Raw genomic sequence first — 23413 nt, forward strand, 5'->3', positions numbered from 1 at the left:
GACCTTTACCAGGGCAGTTTCGATTCCCAGTCCGGATCTGCCACACACTTGTCGCCGACTTCACGATAGTCAACGGCGATGGCATTGAGCAGGTTGACCGGCACCTCGGCCAACGGCAGTTGACGGTAGCGGGCATAACGGCCGCGGGGATTGGTCCGCTCCATGACCTTGATGTCATAGATGGCGGCGGCCTCGTTTTCTTCCGGCACGCAGTTACCGCTGAAGCCGAACTCCACTCTCAACCCCAGGGTATCGAAACGCTTGAAGTAGTGATCAAAGAAACCGCCGTCTTCCGCTTCACCGCGCTGATAACCTTTCTTGGTCAACAGGCCACGCAGGGTATAGCAGTCGGTCATCCGGCCGCGCAGGTCATTGAGTGCCTCCTGGCCTTCAGTCAACGTCACTTCGGCACTTCGCAGTTGCTCGAACAGCGGCTTGACCTTGTAATCCTTGAGATGTGAACGCCAGGCATCCAGCGCTGCCTCCGGTAACAGGTTACCGCTCACCAGGCGTATACTCGCCGCAGCGGGCAGTTGCAGCTCTTCATCGTCAATATCGATAAAGACACCGTCTTCCGTGGGTCTGAAGGTTTGCCATTGACCATCAATCTCCACCTGCCAGAGGGTGCGCTGCAACAGGCGATACATGACCGGATGCTGATGCAGGTATTGCTGCCAGTCTGCGGCGAGCCAATGCCGCTCTGTAACCATGGCCTCATACAATCTGGCACTTTGCTGTTCAACCACCTGCTTGAGTTCTTTCTTGCAGTTGCTGAACCATTTTTTCACTTCGGCAATATCGCCTTCGTTGTCTGTCTGCCGAGGTTGTGGCAGGCTCTTGAGCAGCTTGCCCTCTTCGTTGAGCAATCTCAGCTTGAGGTCGTCCCCGAGTGCCAGCGCCAAAGTACGGCTGCCGAATTCAAACGGGCTGGGCTGGGTCAGATGTTCGAGCCCGGCCGTCTGCACAGTGCGATCCGCCAGCTCATCCTGAGTCCAGCCGTTACGGGCCGCAATTTGACTGACTTGCGCCCGCGCCAACTCCTGCACCGAGTTGGTACGATAACGCCGCGAAATACTCAGCAGAAACTGAATCGCCACAGGATCGTCCGAGTTGGCCAAGGCCTGCAACATGGCCTCTATCTGTGCCCGCCGCTCATAGCGCTTCTTCATAAAGGGTTGGATCATGCCCAGCAGGGTTTGCGCATCGCCGCCAGCGATCAGGGCCAACATCCCCTTGTCTTTGATGGCCGAGCCCTGGAGCTCATTCTTTTTCTCGGCAAAGCAGGCCTGAAACGCATCCTCAAGGGTCTTGTGTTGATACTCCTGACCCCAGTCGTATTTGGCCCAATGCTGATAAGATTGAAAGGTCTGCTGCTGATGCGCCTTGGCATATTCCAATGCCTCATCATCCGAAGGACCACTTGTATCCTGGGCGATAAATGCCGCCAGAATAAAATGCCCCAGGCGCTGACGGCTTTCACTATCCAGCAGCGACAGATAGTGACTCAGCAATGGGTTGCCCTGAGGCTGCTTGAGTTTCACCGCCAAGACTACCCACCAGAACACAAGTTCGGGTTCGACCGGGCTGCCGTCTTCAAAACGGCATGCGAGCAGCGATTCACGCGGGAACCAATCCATGGACTTGGGTGGCGCCTTTTTAAGGCCGGCCTTGGCTTCAGCCAGCAGCGCTTCCTTGCCGAGAAACTGGCTGATATCGGCGCCGGTTTGCAACAAGGCTTCCAGCAACACTACCCGGGTTGGCATATCTTTCTCTTTATTCAGCGCCTGGCTCAATGCCTCCTGCGCCGAAGCCGCCTTGAGACGACCCAGCCAAGTGGCGGCCAGCACCCGGTTATCCTTGCTGCCGGAGGCCAGCTCGGGAGTGATAAGGCTGATATCGGCGCCGTGGCGTTCGGCGCAGTACTGAGCCGCCGCCTGTATAGCTTTGCGGCCATTGAAGGCATGTTCATGAACCTTCCTTTGCCAGTGTTGCGGCAGCTTGGGAAATTCGGCCAGAATCGCCAAGGTCTGTATCAATACCTGATTGGCATCGTGTCGATAGGTTCCATTGAGCACCCGGCCATTGAGACCATGCTCTATATAGTCGGGGTTTTCGGCAAAGAAGGGCCAGATCAGCAGTTGTTCACAGGCGGCCGGCAACCAGTCATCTTCCCGGCCTTCGTAGCCAAACAGGGCTTCAATCAAGGCCGCGGCGGGTTGATTCTCTTGGTTGCACAGGCTCAAGAGTTGTCGTAAATCCGTCATCCCCTGCAGACTTCTCAGAATATGTTCCTGACCCAGCATATGCTCCCAGGAATGGCAGGAGAGCTCATGGCGTTCCATCCGCAAAATCAGCCTTAGACAGGCCTTGGGGTGTTCGTCGAGATCGGCGTGGCTGATCAGAGAATAAAACCCTGGCAGAGATGATTGCCGGCCTCTTTCGAGGTCCATCAGCGCCGCTTGCAGCTTGGTACTGCTGATCTGCTGCCACTGCTGCAGACTTTTCCGGTAGTCGGCCAAAAAACTTTTTAGGTAGCTGGGGGCATCTGGGTGCTCCGCTGCAGCAATATCTTCTTCGAACTCTTTGATCTCTTTAGCCAACTGCTTTTCACACAGACCGAGCCATTCTTCAGGCACTTTGACGTTATTATCAATGGCCGCAACGGCCGGAATGTCCCAGCTGAACGGCTCACTCTGTTGCTGCCGGGTCGTGTTATCCAGCATTTTCGCCAGTGCCGTTTTCACCGTGGCGGATTTCTCTTCACTGTGCCAGCGCTGCAGCAAGGGCGTCGCTTCAGGATAGCGGCCGGCCACAACCAGCCAGTGGCCACGGGTAGCCGCCTTGGCCGCCGGAAATTCCCGCTCCAGAAACGCCAGCAGCTCTTGTTGCGAGCTCTTTTTCAGCAGTTTCAGGGCCTCTTCACGGACAGTCGCCGAACCATCGGCGGCCAACGCCATGACCAGCGGCAGCTGCGCCGGTGACAGGGTCTGACAGGCTTTATTAAGCAAAGCACAAAAGGTTTCACGGCCGCTGAAATGCAACTGTTTCAACAGCTGCAGATATTCAGGATCTTCACTGAGCTTGAGCCAGTCGGTTCTCTTCCTCAGCGCGGTGCGGAAAGTATCGTGATAATAAGAGTCAGAACCTTCAAGAATAAAGGCTTCCAGCTCATGGGGCGGGTGTTCATATTGCGCGACCAGCGAGGCCAGATAGTCACGACTGGGCAGATCTTTGCCCGCCAAACGGCAACCGTAATACTCTTCCGCCAACTCTTTGAACAGCATCAGCACGCCATTGAGCCAACCGCTCGAGCTGTTTTGCACGCTGTAGATGCTTATGTCGGGGTTGCAGGCATGACACACCAAGCCGAGACGGCGCATAACGGCCGCTTCATTACAGGCACCGGTTGCCACAAACCGGTTAATGGCATCACGGGCCTGAACCAAGCGTTCATCATTTTGTCCGTAACCATAGGAAACACCCGGCCGCGCCAGTGTTTCTCCGGCACTGAGCTGCTGGAGCTGCGACAGACACGCCACAGGTTCACCGCTCAAAATATACTGACTGACGGCTTGTGCCAAACCGGTTTGCTGCTCGTCGATAATCCGGCAAGCGTCTAGCAGTAACTTGTCTGTATTGGGGCGGGTGAGGGCTTCAAGCTTGTTTTTTAATACGTCCAACATCTCTCATATTCCTTGAGTCATTAGCAAATATCTCTTCCTTCCCCCAATAGCAGACATTCAGTAAACACCTGCTTAAGCCGGCGGCCGAGCCTCCTTTTCGGACGAGGAAGGGCAATTCTAACGGAAACGCAAAAATAATATCGCTTATAAAACACTCAGTTACAGTTCGATGCCACCAAGTGTGATCTGCCCTCCCCCGGGATGACGCCATATTACCCATAGAGTGCGATTGATTGGCCAAAGCCGCCAGCGGCTTTGGTCACGCCAACAGCAAAATCAGTGATATCCGGCAAGGGGTCATGGTCAATGTCTCAAACCTTGTTTAAAAAACAAGCTAGCTAAAGATTGCAAATAAAAGTTACCAATGGTAACTTTGCGCTTGTTACCATGAGTAACTTATTCAGCAAAGTGTCGGTGAATGTTGTTTCAAGGGTATCTGTTTCAAGAGCATCCGTTTCGAGGCCGTCCGTTTCAAGGACAGGCAAAGCAGCCGACCGGCACAGCTTGGTATTTTTTTGCCGTTGCGCCCTAGCCGTAAACGGCCAATAACAGCAACAGGAGTTTTAGTGTGGAAAGGTTAACCAAGTGCACTCTGGACAATGCCGATGAACTGGCCAAACCCATATTGCAGGAGATCAAGAGTCGTTACGGCATGATCCCCAACTTCTATTCGGCTCTGGGCATAAATGGTGCGGTCATGAAGGGCTATCTGGAGTTTGAGGCCAATCTGGAAGAACACAGTCTGCTGAGCCTGGCCCAACGGGAGATGATCTCTCTGGCGGTTGCCAACTATAATGGCTGCGAATACTGTGTCAGCGGCCATAGTTTTTCCGGGAAACGTGCCGGACTCAGCCCCGATGCCTGTATCAAGGCGCAGCAAGGCAAGGCCGATAACAGCGAAGATCAGCTGCTGCTGGATGTCGCCCTGGCACTACTGCAACACAGAGGCAAGTTGCCTGACTCCTTGCTAACGGCCTGTCTGGATGCCGGGATCAGTGAGGCCAAGGTGATGCAGGTCTGCGCCTGGAGTGGTCTGAATAACTTCAGCAACTGGGTCAACAATACAGTGCAGCCGAAAATCGACTTTCCAAAGGTTCCACTGCAACCCTATACTGAGTGACAAAAGAGAAGCGACAATGCGATGCATTGCCGCTTTTTCAATTTAAATTCAATCAGCTATCTGTGGGGGATACGTGAAGAAGAGAATGTTCAAAGATCAACGCCGGGAACAGTTGCTTGAAGTTGCCTGTGAGATTGTCCGCGAAGCCGGTACCGATGCGCTGACCTTGAACACTCTGGCTCAAAGAGCAGGAGTAACCAAGCCTTTGACCTATCGCCACTTCACCACCCGACAAGGATTGTTGGCACAGATGTACCGCCACTACGACAGTCAATTTGTCGAGGCGGTGAAACAAGCCGAAGCGGAGCAAAAAACCTCACTGGCAGAGCTATGCACTCTGGTCTGCCGTGCCTATCTGGACTGCGCCGTACGCTGCGGCCCCGAGTATGAGGCGATAGTTGCGGCGCTGCGCGGCTATCCCGAGTATCAGAATATCACCACAGATATTCGCGACTTCTTCACCGATTTCTACAGCGAACTCTTTGCCGATTACCTCAATTTGCCAACCCCACAAAGTAAACTGCTGTGCTGGGCCATACATGGCGCCATCAATGAAGTCGCCAGTGCCGTGGCCTGCGGCCATGCCACACCACAAGAAACAATAACCAGGCTAAGCCAACTGCTGCAACGCATGCTCGGCGCCGATAAGATCTGAACCCTGTAATTGGTGTTCAAAGCCGCAGCAAAAAGCAGTTCCCCGGCATACTTTCCTTTTAAAAGCGGGCATCCCTGCCCTGGCCTACCGTAAAGCGGCAGGCCTTAGACGCAGGCCAGGTAGGCAGTCCGGCCATAACCCAAAGCGGCTCTCATCTTCCACTCAAGGCGCGTCATCGTCCCATCAATCCAAGGTTTCCAGCTCCTCGTCACTCTTGAGATACAGGGCTCGATACAGGGTTGGCAATACCAGCAGAGTCAATGCGGTTGAGCTCAGCAGGCCACCTATCACCACCACGGCCAGCGGCTTTTGGATCTCACTGCCGGCACCGGTTGACATCAAGATGGGGATTAGCCCCAGCGCCGAAGTCAGCGCCGTCATCAACACAGGGCGCAGACGGCCGACAGTGCCTTCAAACACCGCCTGATCCAACGACTCGCCGCTGTTGCGGCGCTGATTGATTGAATCCACCAACACCACGCCATTGAGCACCGCCACCCCAAACAGAGTGATAAAGCCGATAGAGCTGGGCACAGACAGATAGGTGCCACTGAGCCAAAGCGCCAGCACGCCGCCAATCAATGCCAATGGCACATTGGCCATGATCAGTGCCACCTGCTTGATAGAGCCAAAAGAGAAGTACAGCAACAAGGCAATCAGCGCTACAGAGATAGGCACCACCATACTCAACCTTTGTTGGGCCCGCTGCTGGTTCTCATACTGACCGCCCACCATCACGGTATAGCCGGGCGGTAGTTGTACTTCGGGCACCAGGTTGTAGATATCTTGCACCACGGAACCCATGTCCCGGCCGGAGACGTTAGCCTGCACCACCACTCGCCGCTGCACATCGTCACGGCGAATATTGGGCGGCGCCATCTCTATGCTGACATCGGCCACTTCGCCCAAACGCACCTGAGCCCCATTGGTGGCCACCAGACGCAGATCGGCTATCGCATCCGGACTCTGGCGGAAACGGCTGGCCAGACGCAGGTTGATATCGTAGCGGGCGTTGCCGTCGATCACCTGACCGGCACTGCTGCCGCCTATGCCTGTGCTCACCAGCGACATCACCTCATCGACGCTGATGCCGTAACGTCCCAGAATCGCGTTGTTGGGCCGCACCACCAATTGCGCCTCGCCGGTGATCTGCTCAAGAGACACATCCACGGCGCCGGGCACCTGGGCCACCAGTTTCGACAGTTGCTCGCCTTTTTCCGCCAGCACATCGAGATCCGGACCAAACAGCTTGATGGCCAACTGTGCCTTGACCCCGGACAGGAGTTCATCGACCCGGGTCGCGATCGGTTGGGAAAAGGTCAACAACAATCCGGGGAAGACACTGAGTTTCTGCTCCATCAGGCGTTGCAGTTCGGCGCGGCTGTCTGCAGAAGCCCACTCATCCAACGGCTTGAGACCGATATAGATTTCAATATTGCTCACAGGCTCAGGGTCACCGCCCAGCTCAGGTGCCCCTATGCGTGACAGGGCATACTCCACCTCGGGAAACTCCAGCAGCAGAGCCTCAAGTTTGGGCGCCACATCCAGAGAGGTCTCCAAACTCGCGGTGGGTGCCAGGGTGACCCGCAAGTTGATGGTGCCCTCTTCCAGTTCAGGCACAAATTCCGTACCCAACCTTGGCAGCAGTGACAGGCTCATGCCCAACATGACTACTGCCACCAGCCCCACTTTGCCAGGCGAGGTCAATACCTTTTGCAGCAGCGGGCGGTAGGCCCGCTCAAGCGGTGCCAATACTGGGCTTTGCCGGAAAGTCACCCCCTTGCGGAACAGATAAACGGCCAGCGCCGGCACCACCAGCAGTGCCACCAACAGCGCCGAGATCATCGCGAGGATGATGCTCACCGCCATCGGCTGAAACAGCTTGCCTTCGACCCCTTGCAGGGCAAACAGCGGCGCAAACACCACTATGATGATCGCCGTGGCAAAGAACACCGGGCTGCACACCTCTTTGGCGGCCTGCCATACCCGCATGGCAATCGAACCTCTGTGATGATCTTCCTCACCATGATAAGGGTCTTCCTCGCCATCGCTGCGCTGCCGCGCCTGGTCTTGATGGCGCCTATCCGGTTCACTCAGATGTTTGAAGATGTTCTCCACCATCACCACCGAACCATCCACCAGCATACCTATGGCGATCGCCAAACCACCGAGCGACATCAGGTTGGCCGACATTCCCAGATAGCTCATCACCAGCAATGCCAACAAAATGGAGACTGGAATTGACAGCAATACCAGCAAGGTGGCCCGTACGTTGACCAGGAACAGTGCCAGGATCACCACGATAAACACAAAGGCCAGCAACAGGGCATCACGCACTGTGGTCACCGCCTTGGTTACCAAGTCAGCCTGATCGTAGAACACCTCGAAGGTGACCCCCTCGGGCAGCGCCTGGCTGATCAACTGCTCGCGCTCGGCGATATCATCAATGGTGGCCTTGGTGTTGGCGCCCATCCTCTTAAGCACCACCCCGGCAACCACTTCGCCCAGAGCCTTGGCTTCGCCGTGGTCGTCCCGACGGGTCATGGTGACGGCGCCGACTCGAATTTCACTGCCAAAACCCACCTCGGCCAAGTCAGCAACTGTAACCGGCGTGCCCTGGTATTCACTCACCGGAATGCGGCCTATGGCGTCCAGCCCGGCCTGGCCCGCAGGCAACAGACCATAGCCGCGTACCACGAGTTGCTCCTGACCATTGGGCATAAACCAACCGCCGGCATTGCGGTTGTTGGCATTCAGCGCCTGCTCCAGCTGTGACATCGACAGGCCATAGGCCAACAGCCGATTGGGATCGACCCTGACCTGATACTGACGCACATCACCACCGAAAGAGAGCACATCGGTCACGCCGCCAACCGGCATCAGCAGCAACTTCACCAGATAGTCATTGAGACTGCGCAGCTCATCGGCGCCGATATTACTGTCCGGCTCGGCTCGCAGAATATACTGATAAATCTGCCCAAGACCCGAGGTGTTGGGGCCGATTTCCGGCACCCCAACTCCGTCCGGGATCATCTCCTTGGCGGTGGCCAGCTGTTCAAACACCTGCTGGCGGGCAAAGTAGATATCTGTGCCTTCCTCAAACACCACAGTCACTATGGAAAGTCCGGTGCGGGAGAGTGAACGTACTTCTGTCACTGCAGGCAGTGAGTACATGCTGGACTCCACCGGATAAGAGATGAGTTTTTCCACCTCTTCGGCCGCCAGCCCCTCGGCCTCGGTATTGACAGTAACCTGCACATTGGTCACATCGGGAAAGGCATCCAGATTAAGCTTTGGCAGGGCAAACACCCCCACCACCAAAACAACAATCAAGGCCAGCAACACCAGAAAGCGGTTGCGGATAGCCCAATCTATTAACGATTGCAGCATAGTGCTTTCCTCAATGGTTGTGGATGTCGAAGCCGGACTTGGCCAACTCGGATGCCAGGAAGAAGGCGCCGGCGGTAACGACCCGGGTTCCGGGCTCTATGCCGGATACCAGGTTCATGCCGCGCTCACTGGCCAGCAGTTGCACCTCTTTGGCCTCAAAACCATCATCATCTTCGATAAACACCTGCCAATCGCCATCGCCACTGCGGCTCAATGCCGCATCCGGCAGCATCACACCTTCGCCGCGGGGATCGGGCAAAAACAGTTCGGCAAACTGACCTGCATGCCAACGCACCTGAGTGTTATCCAGCCGCGCCAGCACCCGCTCGGTGCGGGTCACGTTGGACAACTCATGGGAGCGCCCTATCACGCTGGCGCTGACACTGCGATCGCCAATCCGCACCAGAGTCTCGCTGCCTTCACTCAAGCCTTCGGCCTGCGCCGGAGTCAACTCGGCGGCCACCCACAGCGAACGCTCATCGGTCAGTTGCAGCAGTTGGCTACCGGCGCCGAGCAACTGTCCGAGGCGCACCTCATCCTGCTGCACCCGACCATCTATGGGTGCCAACAGCTGATACTGGCCTATCTCCTGGGGACGGCTTTCCAGCGCCTTTATCTGTTGATCCGTCATCTGCAGCGACTTGAGAATGGCGCGTTTTAGACTGACATCGACCTGGGTCTGCAACCTGCGACTGGCACTGACGGCACTCTCGCTCATGCGACTGACCCGGCTCCACTCGGCGGCGGCATTGATATAGTCGGCCTGAGCCTGGGCCACGGCGGCGCCACCCAAGGTCAGCAAGGGCTCACCCGCCTTTACCTCTTGCCCCGGCACCACATGCCGTTCCAACACCCGCACTTCCAGCTGCGGCGTCAGCACCACAGTACGCTCGCGATCCACCAGCAAGGTGGCATTGGCGAAAGCGTTGAGGCTAAAGCCACCGACGCTGACCTCTTGGATCTGAATGCCAGCCAGTTGGCGTTGTTCACTTGAGAGCTGCAGCGCCTGATGCTCATCTTCATGTCCATCTTCGGCGGCGACAGTCAGGGGGCTGGACAGCCCCAACATCAGCGCCAGTAAAGCGGCCTGCAGCCGTGGGTATTGTAGAGTCTTGTTCATTGTCCGGAACCTTAGTCTGTATGGGGCTGTCATTGGACATTCTCCTGGGATACGGCTATTTTCGGCAGTGCGCCGGGCAGTTGCCCCGAAGCGCCCATCCACTCGAGCCAACTTTGATAGAGGGCGGCTTCCAGTTCGAGACCGGCTTGAAAACTGCTGGCCAATTGCCGCCGACTGGTCAAATAATCGCTGGTGCTGAGATCACCGCTGCGCCAGCGTTGCCCCAAAAGCTCGGCCGCCTTGCGACCGGCCACCAAGGCTTGCTGTTGCCAGTCGAGCCAACTCTGCTTCAATCTGGGTAAGCTGTAGTTGAACTGTTGCTGTTGCTGTTTGAGCGCCATCTCAATGCTTTGGTACTGGGCGCTGGCGGCGGTGACCGCCTCCATTGCCGCCTTAATCGACTCGCTGTAGTCGTTACGCAACTGCAGCGGCACAGAGACCCCAATCCCCAGCTTGTTGTCGGAACCTTCCCTCTCGGCGTTAAGGCTGATATTGGGGTCGGCCGCCGCCTGGGCCTTGGCTTGATTGACTTGCAGCCGCGCCAACTCCAGTTGCAACCCGGCGCTGGTCAGTGTCGGCATGGGCACCTCGGTTGCGGGCAACTCTAGCCGGTCGGCGAAGCTGCCAAAGGGCAGCTCTGCCCGGCCAAAACGCGCCAGAATACGGGTATCGGCATCCAGCAGCGCCTTCTGGGCCAGCGCCAATTCACTGATGGCACTGGCCTGTTCCAACTCCATCAGATTCAGTTCCGTCTGGGACAAATCACCGACCTCGGCTCTTTGCCTGGCTATCTGCAACTGCTGCTCACCATAGTTTTGCTGCGCCCGCACGAACATCAACTTCTTCTGTGCCAGGCTCTGATCGACCAGGGCCTGCAACACCTCGGCATACAAGCGGGAACGTTCGATAGCGATATCACTCTCCAGCAACATCAACTGTGTCAGTGCCAATGCGCTGGCCGCGGCGCGCTTATCGCCCCAGTCAATGGTTTGGCTGAGTGACAGGCTGTAGGTGTCATCTTCCGGGGCATTTTGATAACTCAAGCCCAGCTCTGGGTTGTAGATGGCGCGATCGGCGCCCTTTGCCAGATACTGGGCCTCGCGGATCCTCGCTTCCTGAGCCTGAAACTCGGGTAAGGTTTTCATTCGCTGCATCAGTTGCTCGAGCCAAGCCAATGACACTTCAGACTCGGTGCCGCCAACGAGATAGGAAGTATCCGGCTTATCGGCGGCAAAAGCCGGTTGTGAGGCTAGCGCTCCCAGCCCCAATAGACTCATGGAGACTATAAATTTCAACATAAACTTTCCTTGGGAAAGACCTATATGGCCGCAATAAAATCATGTGGCCAAAGGGTAAACCTTAGAGTTAAATCTAAAGTCAATGGTTAATGCTTTGCTTGTTGAATCGAATACTGATCTAGAGTGCTGCGGCTATATCAGCCAAAGCGCATGAGATGAGTTAAATAGTCAGGATTAAAGCGGTTAAAGGCTCTGACTGCAGACAGCTCAAGGCAAGCGCCATGGAATACAGGCAAACTGTGCCTGGACACCACAAACACTGAAATCAGTCAATCAAGCTATTGGGGGGCGGTAATCCGGGGTGGAGAAATAGGGTTGGAAAGCGGACTCCAGACTCTGGGGCCTGGGATGCATCAAGGGAGTCGGGCTCTGCGCCAGAGTCACAGGCAAAGACAGGTGACCACCATGACATTGACAGTCGAGACAGAGATCAAACTGTTGGGATTCAGTATGAGAATGCAGATGACTGTGAGTAACACTGGAAATATCCATCCCGGATGATGTCTCTGACTCACAGGTACAATCGATACACTGGCTGATCACTGTGACTTCGGTGACAAACTTGAGATGAGGATGGTTACTCTCTTCCTCAGCCGGATTGCCCAGATGCAACTGATGCGCGCCAAGATTAGCGGCGCAAAATTGCAGCACCACCAAGGCGATAAGCATATGAGTCAATTTTCGGACAAATACAGTCAAGGATAATTCCGGTTAAGGGTAAAATGGCCCGTGCCCAAATAGACCTACAGGCCAAGATAAAGTTCAGTTATTTAAACACGCAATGCTTGGCGTAATCGGCCGCTTCATTGGCGCTCCAATCACCCTTGGGCTTTTCATCCATCTGCTTACACCAGGCTTCACTGCCCACTTCAGGGGCACAAGCGCTCAATCCAGCGGCAAAAGCCAGCGCCAGAGATGCTGCAAAAATTTTGGATAATGACATCGAAATTTCCTTATCTGAGTTACCTAATCGCCACAGAATAGCAGAATAACCGACTTTACCCTATAGGCGGTTTTGACAACTAGCAGGCCGAACGCTTGGCTATCCAACGAATAGCCTCGTCTTTATGTTCCAGCGGATACCAGGCCAGTTCAGCGCTGACAAAGGGCCCCAACAAGCGTACCGCATTGCCGACCCAGTCAGGGCCACCAACAAATACCAAAGCATCAAATGGAGGCAGTTGCACTTCACCGGCTCCCGAGAGTGAGGCCATCTCCCAGCCTTCCAACAATACATCTGCCTCTATGTAAAGACAGACCTGGCCCCACTCCTGACGGTAACTCTTGATGGCGGGACGCAGATATGTGCGGTAATCCTCGGCAGTGATACGGCCACTGGCAAACAAGCTGATCACGCCTTTGGCAATATCCGGAATTTGACACAACATAAGCAAAGCTCCATTGAACCTTCGATACCTGCTTATGGCACGGTATCTGATGACTATGGGTTATCCCGTACAGGAAGTTTAGTCTTACAAGACTCTACGCATTGTGGAGGAAGTAAACGCTTCCATGGGATGGTAATATAGCGACTGCCTCAAAAAACAGCTATTTTGCCATGATAAAGATCTCAAACCGTGTCCAAGTTTCAGAAAATGAAATCGAATGGCAATTTGTCCGTTCCAGTGGCGCCGGGGGCCAGCACCTGAATAAGGTCTCCACTGCGGCGCAGCTCATCTTCGACATCAAGACCTCATCGCTGCCGGACTTCTACAAGGAAAAGCTGCTAACCAAGACAGATCACCGCATTACTCAAAGCGGCAAGATCATTATCAAATGCCAACAAAGCCGCAGCCAGGACACCAACCGCCAAACTGCACTACAACAGTTTATCGAACTGGTCGCTTCGGTGAGCGAAGTGGCCAAGAAACGTATTCCTACCAAGGCCACCCGCGCCAGCCAAAGGCGCCGGGTCGACAGCAAAAAGCAGCGTGGTGAAGTGAAATCGCTGCGGCAGAACAAGATCCGCTTCTGATAAGACCAGTCTTGCCGCCGGAATAGACAATAATTGCTGGCAACTGAAAGGAATGTGCAGCGATTGTGCGGCTATTGGTCGACAAATTCGACAGCTTTTGCTGAAATCAGGGAGGCACAAATTCAAGTGCGGACTCTCCCTCAAGGCAAGGAAAACAATATGAGCAATCAGGCAAAAATACTCTTGGTGAATGGCCCCAATCTCAACCTGCTTGGTCGCAGAGAGCCGGAACATTACGGCCAGCTGACGCTGGAGCAACTGGTGCAGGGATTGCAGGACAAGGCGCTTGCCGCCGGAGTAAAACTGGAACATATTCAGTCCAATGCCGAATACCAGCTCATAGAAGCTATCCACAACACAGATGCCGGATTTGTGATCATCAACCCGGCCGCCTTTACCCACACCAGCGTGGCACTCAGAGATGCGCTGTTGGGGGTCGCCATTCCTTTCATTGAAGTGCACCTTTCCAATGTGCATGCCAGGGAGCCGTTTCGCCATCATTCCTTTTTTTCCGACAAGGCCAAGGGAGTGATAGTTGGACTGGGGCCAAAGGGTTATGAATTTGCCCTGGAAGCCGCCATAGAGGCGCTCAAACAAGGCTGAGCAGAGGAAGGTCCTGTCACCCTTTAGTACCGAGAATGACGATGGACATACGTAAAATCAAAAAACTGATCGAATTGGTGCAGGAATCCGGCATCAATGAGCTGGAAATTACCGAAGGCCAGGAAGCCGTGCGTATCCGCCGTTTTGGCCCACAACACCCCCAGGCCAGTTTCAGTATTGGTAATGACAGCGTGCAAGTGCTGGCGCCTGTGGCCGGTACCTTTTTACGCAGCGCCGGCGACCATGCCCAGCCACTGGTAGAGGTGGGCACAGAAGTTGAGCCGGGCACAGTACTGGGCTATGTGCAGGCGATGAAAGCCCTTAATCCGGTCAAGGCAGAACAGAGCGGCACAGTTAAAGCCATACTGGCACAAAATGGTGAAGCGGTAGGACTACAGCAAACCCTGTTTGTGTTGGACTAACTTTCCTCAATTTCAGCTTCACCCCATATTGCGGCTGAGTTGGCGCCGCTGCGTATATAAGGACTCCAACTGAGAGCTGATCTCCAACAATTGCTGCCGCTGCAGTTGCTGAGATTCGCTCAAAGCCTCGACGGACATCTCGGCCGCCAGTTTGGGAGCCAAATGCAGTATCTGCTGCTCAGCCTGAGTGACTGATTCTTGCTGTACTTCCTTGATAAACAAGAGCCTGAAGCAATCAAAAAATACAGATAACAACAGACCATCATCTATCTGTGTTTGGCTAAAACGGGGATCATCAGGCCGATAACTGATGGCTGCTACCAAGTTACACAGGGTGGTCAAAGAGGTAGCCCCACCGGACAACTCACAAACCGCAGGGCGGGTTGCCAGGGCCTTAGCCAAATGCTCTGCAAATTCGGCCTTCTGCCACTGAGCTCCCAAAGCATGAATAACACTCACCCCAGACTCCTCTTACCGAAACAATCTTGCAGGCATAGGTATGAGATTAAAATCCTCTGTCAGCTGCAGCAAAAAGTCCCTGGCCAGCAATGCAACTGCAAAATAAAACTCAGTTTGCGCATGCTCGGCAGCCAACTCAAGGCAGCGCTCCGCCCAAGGAAGAAGATGCTGTTGCAGTAATACCTGAGTAAAACGCACTAATCTCTGGTTATCCGGCTCTGCAGCCAAGCGTCCAAAACTGGCATCCAACACGCTAAAGAACAGGCCGATATGATCGACAGGATCCCTTGCAGGTAGCTGCAAACTGACATCATGAGCCTGATAAAAATCCATCAACGCCAGAGTGCTTCTGTCGTTCAACACTTGCTCTTCACCCAAATAAACAGAACCATAAGGTACGGCTTTAGGTTCACCGGGACCGAAGAACAGTTGTCCATAGTCAAGTTGCAGATCCAGAAATTGAGTCTCGTCCCATTGCTGCAAATAGTTGGCCAGCGCTTCCCTACCGATCCGGTTACCGTCTCGACCAGCCAGTTCAGGCCAAGTCTCGGCAACTTGGTTGACCTTTAATTCGGTGATCAACTCAGATTTAGGGTAACCGTAAAGCAGATGATGCAGAAGACGTGCCATCCCTTGATATTGAATTAAAACTATATTAGACAAAGACTTAGACATCTTATCTCCTGATGGACAAAACAGGCGCCCATGGGCGCCTGTTTTCCAGTTACACCTCAGTAGGGTTAAGCACCTTGCCGGCACCACTTCCCGCAGGTTGACCATGGCGGTTTGCCTTAATGATCAGGTTAGGGGAAGTAATCGATTCACTGGGCAAGGGGGCGATATGACCATCACCGTCACCATACTTGGCGCGCAAGTTGTCCATGGTATCAAAGTCCAGTGCTCGCATTGGGCAGGACTCAACGCAGACAGGTTGGCGCCCTTCAGCCAAGCGTTCATGACAACCATCGCATTTGGTCATCACTTTACGCTCTCTGTCTATCTGTGGTGCGTCATACGGACAAGCTCTGGCACAGCTTTCACAGCCAATACACAGAGACTCTTCGACATGTACCAAACCATCTTCACGACGCTTGTGCATAGCGCCGGTTGGACAGGCTTTGACGCACACAGGTTCACTGCAATGGTTACAGCCAATGGACATATAATAAGCAAATACATCCTGACTATAGGTCTGGGTATTGGGATCCACAGACCAGCTACCACCACAATATTCATAAACCCGGCGCCAGGTAACGCCTTTCAGGCTGGGGACGCCGTTTGCCAAAGGTTTATTATTGGCGCGCAGCAAATCCCCCTGACGGTCTTTGCAAGATACATGACAGGCCTTGCAACCAGTGCACTTGGTGGTATCGACATAAAAGCCGTATTGAGTAGATTGATTCATTTACAAGTGCTCCCTTACGCTTTTTTGATGAGCTGAACACGGTTGGTGTGTTGAGGGTTCCCCTTGGCCACCGGGCTTGGGATATAACGAGTCAGAGTATTGATGGCCCCACCGACATCGATCACTTTTCCGGACAGTCCAATACGGCCGTTGGCATCAGCCAGGTACCAGGCCCCTTGCCCCAATGCCACAACGCCTGGCGCCACTCGAGGAGTGACCCGAACCTTGACCTCAATGGATCCCCGCTCGTTGTACATCTCGACCACATCACCGGCTGTCAACTGATAGGCGGCAGCGTCGATGGGGTTAATCCACACGGCATCTTCCACAGCCTCACGTAACCAAGGCACGTTGTGGTAGCTGGAGTGGGTGCGCCCCTTGGTGTGATAACCGGCAAGTTGCAGCGGGAAGCCTGCATCTATGGCGTCCTGATCCTCATAACCATCCCAAGTCACCGTGTACTGAGGAATGGCTGTAATGGAGTCACCTTTTACCTTGTTCTGCTCCCAGTTTTTGGCGCGCCAAGCCAGCTCTGCAGAATAGATCTCTATCTTGCCTGAAGGCGTAGATAGCGCTTTACCACCATTGACATAGCTATCCAAAGCAACATATTTGTCACCCATATTCTTGCGGAATACCCCTATCTTCTGGGCTTCTTTATAGCTGGCTGGGAATGCCGGACTGACACCTAGGTTAGCGCTGGCACTCTTGGTTTTCTGATAAAGTTCTTCCAACCAATCAGCTTCGGTTTTGCCTTCAGTGAACAGCTGACCAACACCCATTTTCTCTGCGATCATGGCAGCGGCTTCATACATGGACTTGCAATCCCACATAGGTTTTACTGCAGCAGACATGGCGGTCAAATACCCAAGCGAACCTGAGGCATATGAGTCATTCACCAAGTCATTGGACTCCAGCCAACTGGTATCGGGCAGTATGATATCGGCAAACTTGGCCCCTGGAGTCATCCAGCAATCGCAGGAAACGATAAACAAGTCTTCAGCATCACGTAAAATACGCGCTGTGTTATTGATTTCAGCGTGCTGGTTCAGCAAAGAACTATCCGAGGCACTGAACACAAAGTGAATATTGCTGCCCAGTTTCTCATCAGGATCCGCAGTTCCGCGAATACCGTGAGTGCGTGCGGTAAAATTCTCACCGTTTTCAATCGCTTCGGTCCAAGTAAAGAAGGAGATAGCTTCCTTAACCGGGTTGGAACCCGTGGGAATACCTGCACGTGACATGCTGCTCATATAAGGCAGTTCACCATTGGACGCCCCCAGAGTACCCAGCTTACCTGTCAGTACAGAAAGCATATACAGGGCACGCATGCTCTGTTCACCGTTGGCCTGGCGGTTAACCCCGGCGCCGGCCACGATATAGGGAGCCTTGGCATTCATCAGATCTTCGGCCACCTGACGGATATAAGCAGCGCTGATGCCGGTAATTTTCTCGGCCCATTCAGGCGTGCGCGCGCCTTGATCGGCAAACTTACCAACCCCCATGATGTAATCATGGTAGTTATCGCTGCTGTCCATACAGGCCGCATATTCTTGCTTCCTGGCATCTCCACTGGCAGCGAACAATGCTTTTTGTTTCTCAATGGAGGCCGCGTCATACCCCACTGCATATTCATTGATAAAACCAAGTGAATTGGCATCTACCCAACCAGTGCTGATCATCTCGAAAGCAACAGCTTCGGCAAACGCTGCATCGGTTCCGGGACGAATAGGCAACCACATGGACTCTTTGCCCAACATAGAGTCGGTATAGCGAGGATCTATCATCACCACTTTAAGGCCATTATTCTTCATCAAGGCCTGCAGGTAGTCGTACCCTTCACCCGATCCGGATTGACGAATTTCACTGGGGTTGTAACCAAAGCCCATGAAAAAGTCACTGTGTTCCAGAGTTATGGTCGACGAGCCTTGAGTACTTCCGGTCCCGAAAGTGTGTTTGGCCGCTTCCATCTGCTGAGCCCAAGAGTAGTTGCCATAAGCGTTAAGGCAACCACCTACCAGGTTAAACAAACGGTTAAAACAGGCATTGGAAGCAAAACCATAATAAGCGCCTGAGCCATAGCTACGGAATACAGCCTTGTTACCATATTGGTTAATCACCCGCTGCAAATTATCTGCGATGGTTTGAGTTGCTTCATCCCAAGTGATCGGAACAAACTTGGCTTCTCCCCTTTCACCCACTCGCTTCATTGGTGTTTTCAGGCGATCCGGTGCATATGCACGTTGGCGCAACGAACGACCACGGGCACAGGCACGAATTTGATGAAGACCGTAGACATCTTCTACCTCATGATCTGTTTCTACCCGGGTAATAATGCCATCACGACTGAACACTTTAATCGGACAGTTGGAGCCACAGTTAACCAAGCAGGATGACCAGTTGATCTGCTCTTCACTGACAGGTGGCTTTGGCGGGACAACATTGGCGTCATCAGAGCTGGAATTACAGCCAGACACTGTTGCAGCGCAACCCAGGGCGGCACTCATTTTCAAGAAACTTCTGCGTTCCATTATATTTATCCTCACGATTTAAGTTTGCTCAAGGCAACAGGTAGCTGAAAGAGAACATCAGCTGGTGGGCGTTATAGTTATGATTCAATACGCCCAAAGTAGTCAGGCCGGTGACGGCATCAATACCGACATCGCTGCCATCGGTATCGAAGTAACGCTCGTACCGGTACGACACTTTCAGAGCCATGGCATCATTCAAGTGGTAGCGGCCGTATAGCTCAACACTGTGGTTAAAACTGTAATAGTCATCGTACTGAGCGCTTCCAATACAGGTTTCCCCCTCTGAATCGGCAAATTGATAGTCAGCCCCCAAGGTCAGACGCTCGTCCAGCAAACCGCTGTAGGCGATGCCTGCCCCTAGGTTAATAAAGCTGTCATCAATGTCGCTGTACCAAGTCGCGCTTTGGTCGCCACTCTGTTTCGATGCGATCCACTGCTGGCCGACGAAACCGTAAACACTCAGTTGTTTGCTCAACTGCATTGTCAGGTTCAGGTCATAGCCGTAATCACGGGACTCAGTAAGGCCAATGACTGTTTCTTGATAATCATCAAAGGCATAGTGACTGTTCAGGTCCAGCGTCATCCAGCTCAGCGGTGTGTACTGCAACCCAAGTTCCATTGCGGTCCGGCGTCGATCAGCCAGGTGATACTTACGCAACAGGCTCTGGGTTTCACTGGAGGTCAGCTCGGCCGCCTCATAGCGGCTGCCATCCCGTTCACCAAAACTGGCTTTCAGATCAAGCTTCAGCGGAGTGAAAAGCTGCATGCCCAGCTTGGCCCACAGGTTATGGTCGCGGGTTTCTTCCCGCTCACCATAGCTGCGCTCAAGCTGTTTGAAGTCGTAACCTGTCTGGAGTCGGTAACCCGGTGCCAAACGGTAGCTGGCATTGAGTTTCAGAGCATGACGTTCAGTATCCAGCAAAGGATTTTGCCGGATAGCGCCACTGACGGGATTGAATTCAAGCTGAACAAATTCGGCAACAGTAGAATCATTGTCGCGCTTGCGGTAATCCAATTGTCCACCCAGGCGCAAACGACTATTGACCAAGCTGCTGATGGCCAAGTTTGCATCCAGGGTATCTACCTGACCATCCCAGCTTTGCAGCGGGTTTCCCGTCATCTGGATCAAGCCTTCGTCCTGGATCATACGTCCGGCAATTGCCCGGCCGCTGATTACCGTGTTGCTCAGCCGGTACTGACCGTTCAGTGTCAGTTGATGGGCCTGATTGTCCGGTGCAGCGCTGTAAACATCACTGGCATAAGGCAGACTTAAGTTGTTGATGTCATTCTTGTATTGACTACCTTGATACGCCAATTCAGTAAACCAATCATCGCCGCTGAGCTGTAACCCGGCCCGCAACTTGTCGTTGCTCTCATCCACCGGCAAAGCGAAGTTGACCGGCCTTGGTGTCATCAAACTGGCACTGCGGTGGCCCTGTTTTTCCTCTCTGTCATAGCGAACATAGCTGCTCAGGTCACCGATTTGGGCCAATTGGCCGAAGTCATAGCGAAAGCCTATTCCCGCCTGTTGCCGCTCCAGTTCCAGATCCAGGTAACGCAGGGTATTATCGGGTTGCAGCATACCCTGGTTATGCCAAAGCCCGGTGCCGACGTTGCCGTTCTCATAACGGGTCAAACTGCGATAATCCAGCGTCATCTGATACTGGCCGGGGCGGCCGCTTTTAAGGCTGACAAAGCCGTTATCCTGACCCAAATTATGGGCCCGCAGTTGGCTGCGATACCCGTTTTCGGTGCGGTAACCAAGGGCAGCATCGACACTGGCAACGACACCATCATGATCATCACCAAAAGCATTACCGCTGTGGATATCATCGCTGTCGTTGTACCCGGCATTCACTGTAGCCTCACCGGCCAAGCCTGGCGTCAGCTGACATTGTCGACATTGAAACGCGGCAGTATTAACCTTGTCTGTATTGGCGCGGCTAACCCCAAAGTCTGCAGCCACAACAGTTCCTGAAGCACCCAGCAGTGCCAAAGTCAACAGATTCAAAGGAAATCTCATCTTCAACACTCCTGATTAACGGGACAGCACACTGCCGGCGGGATGGTTGGAACCATGGATTTGGCTATGGCAGTTCAAGCAGCTTTTGCCGGCACCAAAAGCACTGATACCACTCTGGGATACCGCCCGCGCGGCATGACCATCGTCGGCATGGCATTGTTGGCATAACTGGGGTACTCGGGCTTTCAGCAAGGCTTCGTTCACACTGCCGTGGGCGTTGTGGCAGTTGGCGCAGTTTTCTACCACAGGAGCATGCTCCCACAATACAGGGCCACGCTTGTCGGCATGACATTCATAGCAAGTGGTATTGATACTGCTCTGTTTCAGTGCACTTTCGGTCAAGGAACCATGAGGGTTGTGGCAATCGATACAGGTCATCTGATCCCACTTGAGAGGGTGGGATGAACGCTTGCTCATATCGGCCTTGGCACGGGTATGGCAGCTGGTGCAGGCCTCGTTGATCCGTAAAGGATTCAGCATGGGGTCTTCGGCGGCATGCACCTGATGGCAATCGGCACAGGCTACCTGTTCCAGATTATGCAAACTGTTGTGCCAAGCCATCTGTTCCGTATTCTGGTGACAATCAAGGCAAACACTATTCTGACTTTCAGCTGAGAGCTTGGACTCCGGGCCGAAGCTAATCATAGGTTCTTTACCGCCACGGTTATGTTTTCCCATGGGGCCATGGCAAGCCTCACACTGCAGCCCGGCCATAGGTAAGCGACTATTGTTCATTTCGCCATGGGTTCCTTTAAACAGGGCCATGACTTTAGGATCTTTTTTGTGGCACATCAGACAGGAATCAGCACCTTTTGGGGAATATTTCCCTTCACTGAACTTTTCAGCCAATTGCTGTTCAAGTTCAGCTGCAGTTAAATTATCCCACGGGGTAGCCTGAACCAAGGAAGTTAAAAGCAACAAGACAGCGCTCAGTGTATATAGGCAAAAGTTCCAGCCTTTATTGATAAAATTAATCATTCTCCGGCCTTATCATCTATTTTTTAAACAGGAGACAGCTTTCTCCTAAACACAATTCTAAGGCATCTATTTTGCGAATTATTAAATGTTATATTTCCACATATTAAATTTGGGATAGACATATAAAACAACACAACAACATGACGCGGATCACTCAAAACCACATAATAAACAATAAATGTCAATAAATTGACCAAAAATAACGTTTTGAACAACAAGAAAAAAATAAAAATCGTTAATTAAAAGGATTAAATCCGAAACAAACATGGCAACAAAAAGGCAACAAAGAAATAGATGCATGATAATCGCATGATTGATATAAATCACAATTCAAATACACTCAAAGAATATGCATCATTAAAACATAAACAACGAATATGAAAATGAAAATCATATAGAACATATATTGTTTCAATTATTGATAAGTATTTTATTATTTAATAAATAACTTTATTTTCAGGATTGGGAATAAGAAAGGTTTTAACAAGCTCCATCATCACTCTGAGTTAACTTGCCGGATTGGATGCAAAGCATGCAAATAAGAGATATTACTTCCGTGAGTATTGAACGCATCTAAGGAAGCTGCGAACAGGTTCAATATGTGCCCTGCGTCGACCAGCAAACCTGGATGCAAGGCATGGTTCGCAGCAAAGACCTGGAACCAACAGTACAACACTCACATCTCTACATAACAAGCCTAACGACAAACACCGCTCAACATCAGATTATCATTAACCAGGAAGCCTCCAAACTGAGTCACAACAGCATTGCCCCTGGAACAAACGCTTCATCATTCTGCGGCCTTTAGACAGGCTTACACCAAGTACTTAAATAAACATGATGGCCTACTTCCTGTCCAAATCCAATCTCAGCATAGTTGCCTAGAAGGGAAGCGGACCATCACATTAAGGAGGAAACACTCTGCTCTGCAGAGCACAACCTGATTAACGCGAGTGAGCAGCCATGCCTGAGCCCCTGATACTCAGACACTCGGAGGCATGGCTGTACGGGAGAATGGTCGCTATCAGGCGCCGAACTTATCAATAGCAGCCCGGGTCATGCCGGCAAAGTCAATCACCTCAAATTCACCCATATCGGCTATCAGGTTCAGGTGGGTGTGAATATTCACCTTTTGCAGATTCCCCAAGTGGCTTTTACCGCCCATAAATAAAAATGGGACAAAGCCGTACATTTCATCCTCGGCCAATTTTCCCAGCTTGGCGATGGCCCTCTCAAGCATGGGCTTATCCTTTTCGTCTTTAGATTCCAAAAAGCTCTTTTGTGTCATACAAAGGCACCAGCGTATGGCTTCATTGGCTTTGCCCGCAGCAATCTGTTCTGGTGCATTGGTGGCGCTGGTGTTAATCCACTGTACGGATGACCTCACCTTAAGGTTGTTACCACCCTTTTCACCCCAGAGTATCAAGTCACCCCAGGCATTGCGGGCAATCACATGGTAGATATCCTGTTCAATAAATACAGTCGGCTCCAGTATTCGCTCCAGGACATCTTCATAGTCTGCCGGGTTCACCAACCAGAGGCCGCCGTCAGCATAGGCCGAAAAGCCGACCGTTTCCCATATCGCCAGTAACAAGTCCGGCAGTACTCCGCGATAGCGCGCCAGCTCCTCGGGGGGTGGAAAGCGTTGATAGCAAGGCTCGCCGAACTTACGCTCGACAAAATAAGACATAAAAAACTGGAGTTTTTCCGTAACTTCTTCACTGTATTCCGGTGTGTCCATCTCTTCCTCA

The 23413-nt window shown here is 52.9% G+C and carries 19 protein-coding genes; 5 read left to right on the forward strand and 14 right to left on the reverse strand.

Annotated elements, in window-relative coordinates:
• Positions 1-5 precede the first annotated feature (5 nt).
• A complete protein-coding gene (locus ACMHXE_RS02650; RefSeq protein ID WP_413731297.1) occupies positions 6-3683 on the reverse strand; it encodes a DUF4132 domain-containing protein in 3678 nt (1225 codons plus the stop codon).
• Between the two features lie 568 nt (positions 3684-4251).
• On the opposite strand from ACMHXE_RS02650, the gene ACMHXE_RS02655 reads away from it, so the two are divergent.
• Complete coding sequence (locus ACMHXE_RS02655) at positions 4252-4803, forward strand: carboxymuconolactone decarboxylase family protein (protein ID WP_165565695.1); 552 nt, start codon at positions 4252-4254, stop codon at positions 4801-4803.
• Positions 4804-4876: 73 nt separating this feature from the next.
• A complete protein-coding gene (locus tag ACMHXE_RS02660; protein WP_208634720.1) occupies positions 4877-5458 on the forward strand; it encodes a TetR/AcrR family transcriptional regulator in 582 nt (193 codons plus the stop codon).
• Between the two features lie 183 nt (positions 5459-5641).
• On the opposite strand, the gene ACMHXE_RS02665 is transcribed toward ACMHXE_RS02660, so the two are convergent.
• The 6 genes from ACMHXE_RS02665 to ACMHXE_RS02690 form a co-directional block, all read right to left on the reverse strand.
• On the reverse strand, positions 5642-8848 hold the full coding sequence (locus ACMHXE_RS02665) for an efflux RND transporter permease subunit (RefSeq protein ID WP_413731299.1): 3207 nt from the start codon (positions 8846-8848) through the stop codon (positions 5642-5644).
• Positions 8849-8858: 10 nt separating this feature from the next.
• Entirely contained in the window at positions 8859-9917 is a 1059-nt protein-coding gene (locus ACMHXE_RS02670) for an efflux RND transporter periplasmic adaptor subunit (RefSeq protein WP_226564672.1), read from the reverse strand.
• A gap of 80 nt (positions 9918-9997) precedes the next feature.
• Positions 9998-11266 (reverse strand): TolC family protein, encoded by a 1269-nt coding sequence (locus ACMHXE_RS02675; protein WP_101056485.1) that lies wholly within the window; start codon positions 11264-11266, stop codon positions 9998-10000.
• Positions 11267-11539: 273 nt separating this feature from the next.
• Positions 11540-11935, reverse strand: coding sequence for a hypothetical protein (locus ACMHXE_RS02680; RefSeq protein ID WP_165566083.1), 396 nt, complete (start codon positions 11933-11935; stop codon positions 11540-11542).
• A gap of 97 nt (positions 11936-12032) precedes the next feature.
• Complete coding sequence (locus tag ACMHXE_RS02685) at positions 12033-12209, reverse strand: DUF3012 domain-containing protein (RefSeq protein WP_039034819.1); 177 nt, start codon at positions 12207-12209, stop codon at positions 12033-12035.
• A 79-nt stretch (positions 12210-12288) separates the two neighbouring features.
• Positions 12289-12654: an STAS/SEC14 domain-containing protein gene (locus ACMHXE_RS02690; RefSeq protein WP_025009267.1), complete on the reverse strand. Its 366-nt coding sequence runs from the start codon at positions 12652-12654 to the stop codon at positions 12289-12291.
• Between the two features lie 170 nt (positions 12655-12824).
• Between ACMHXE_RS02690 and arfB the strand changes: the two genes are divergently transcribed.
• From arfB to ACMHXE_RS02705, 3 genes are all read left to right on the forward strand, one after another.
• Positions 12825-13241, forward strand: a complete 417-nt coding sequence (arfB, locus tag ACMHXE_RS02695) for an alternative ribosome rescue aminoacyl-tRNA hydrolase ArfB (RefSeq protein WP_101056484.1) — start codon at positions 12825-12827, stop codon at positions 13239-13241.
• Positions 13242-13400: 159 nt separating this feature from the next.
• Entirely contained in the window at positions 13401-13844 is a 444-nt protein-coding gene (aroQ, locus tag ACMHXE_RS02700; protein WP_101056483.1) for a type II 3-dehydroquinate dehydratase, read from the forward strand.
• Between the two features lie 41 nt (positions 13845-13885).
• Positions 13886-14266: an acetyl-CoA carboxylase biotin carboxyl carrier protein gene (locus ACMHXE_RS02705; RefSeq protein ID WP_101056482.1), complete on the forward strand. Its 381-nt coding sequence runs from the start codon at positions 13886-13888 to the stop codon at positions 14264-14266.
• 18 nt (positions 14267-14284) lie between these two features.
• Here ACMHXE_RS02705 and ACMHXE_RS02710 read toward each other — a convergent pair whose 3' ends face one another.
• The 7 genes from ACMHXE_RS02710 to ACMHXE_RS02740 all read right to left on the reverse strand — a co-directional run bounded on the left by ACMHXE_RS02710 (position 14285) and on the right by ACMHXE_RS02740 (position 23403).
• Entirely contained in the window at positions 14285-14725 is a 441-nt protein-coding gene (locus ACMHXE_RS02710; RefSeq protein ID WP_101056481.1) for a hypothetical protein, read from the reverse strand.
• A 12-nt stretch (positions 14726-14737) separates the two neighbouring features.
• On the reverse strand, positions 14738-15400 hold the full coding sequence (locus ACMHXE_RS02715; protein WP_101056480.1) for a molecular chaperone: 663 nt from the start codon (positions 15398-15400) through the stop codon (positions 14738-14740).
• 49 nt (positions 15401-15449) lie between these two features.
• Positions 15450-16130, reverse strand: coding sequence for a DMSO/selenate family reductase complex B subunit (locus ACMHXE_RS02720; RefSeq protein WP_039034824.1), 681 nt, complete (start codon positions 16128-16130; stop codon positions 15450-15452).
• A 14-nt stretch (positions 16131-16144) separates the two neighbouring features.
• Complete coding sequence (locus tag ACMHXE_RS02725; RefSeq protein WP_165565699.1) at positions 16145-18661, reverse strand: DMSO/selenate family reductase complex A subunit; 2517 nt, start codon at positions 18659-18661, stop codon at positions 16145-16147.
• Between the two features lie 28 nt (positions 18662-18689).
• Positions 18690-20684, reverse strand: a complete 1995-nt coding sequence (locus ACMHXE_RS02730) for an MtrB/PioB family decaheme-associated outer membrane protein (protein ID WP_165565700.1) — start codon at positions 20682-20684, stop codon at positions 18690-18692.
• A 15-nt stretch (positions 20685-20699) separates the two neighbouring features.
• Positions 20700-21662, reverse strand: a complete 963-nt coding sequence (locus ACMHXE_RS02735; RefSeq protein WP_224866437.1) for a DmsE family decaheme c-type cytochrome — start codon at positions 21660-21662, stop codon at positions 20700-20702.
• Positions 21663-22686: 1024 nt separating this feature from the next.
• Positions 22687-23403, reverse strand: coding sequence for a GAD-like domain-containing protein (locus tag ACMHXE_RS02740; RefSeq protein ID WP_413731303.1), 717 nt, complete (start codon positions 23401-23403; stop codon positions 22687-22689).
• Between the last annotated feature and the right edge of the window lie 10 nt (positions 23404-23413).

The sequence above is a fragment of the Shewanella sp. BJSY2023SW007 genome (assembly GCF_047314525.1).
Taxonomy (GTDB): Bacteria; Pseudomonadota; Gammaproteobacteria; order Enterobacterales; family Shewanellaceae; genus Shewanella; species Shewanella chilikensis.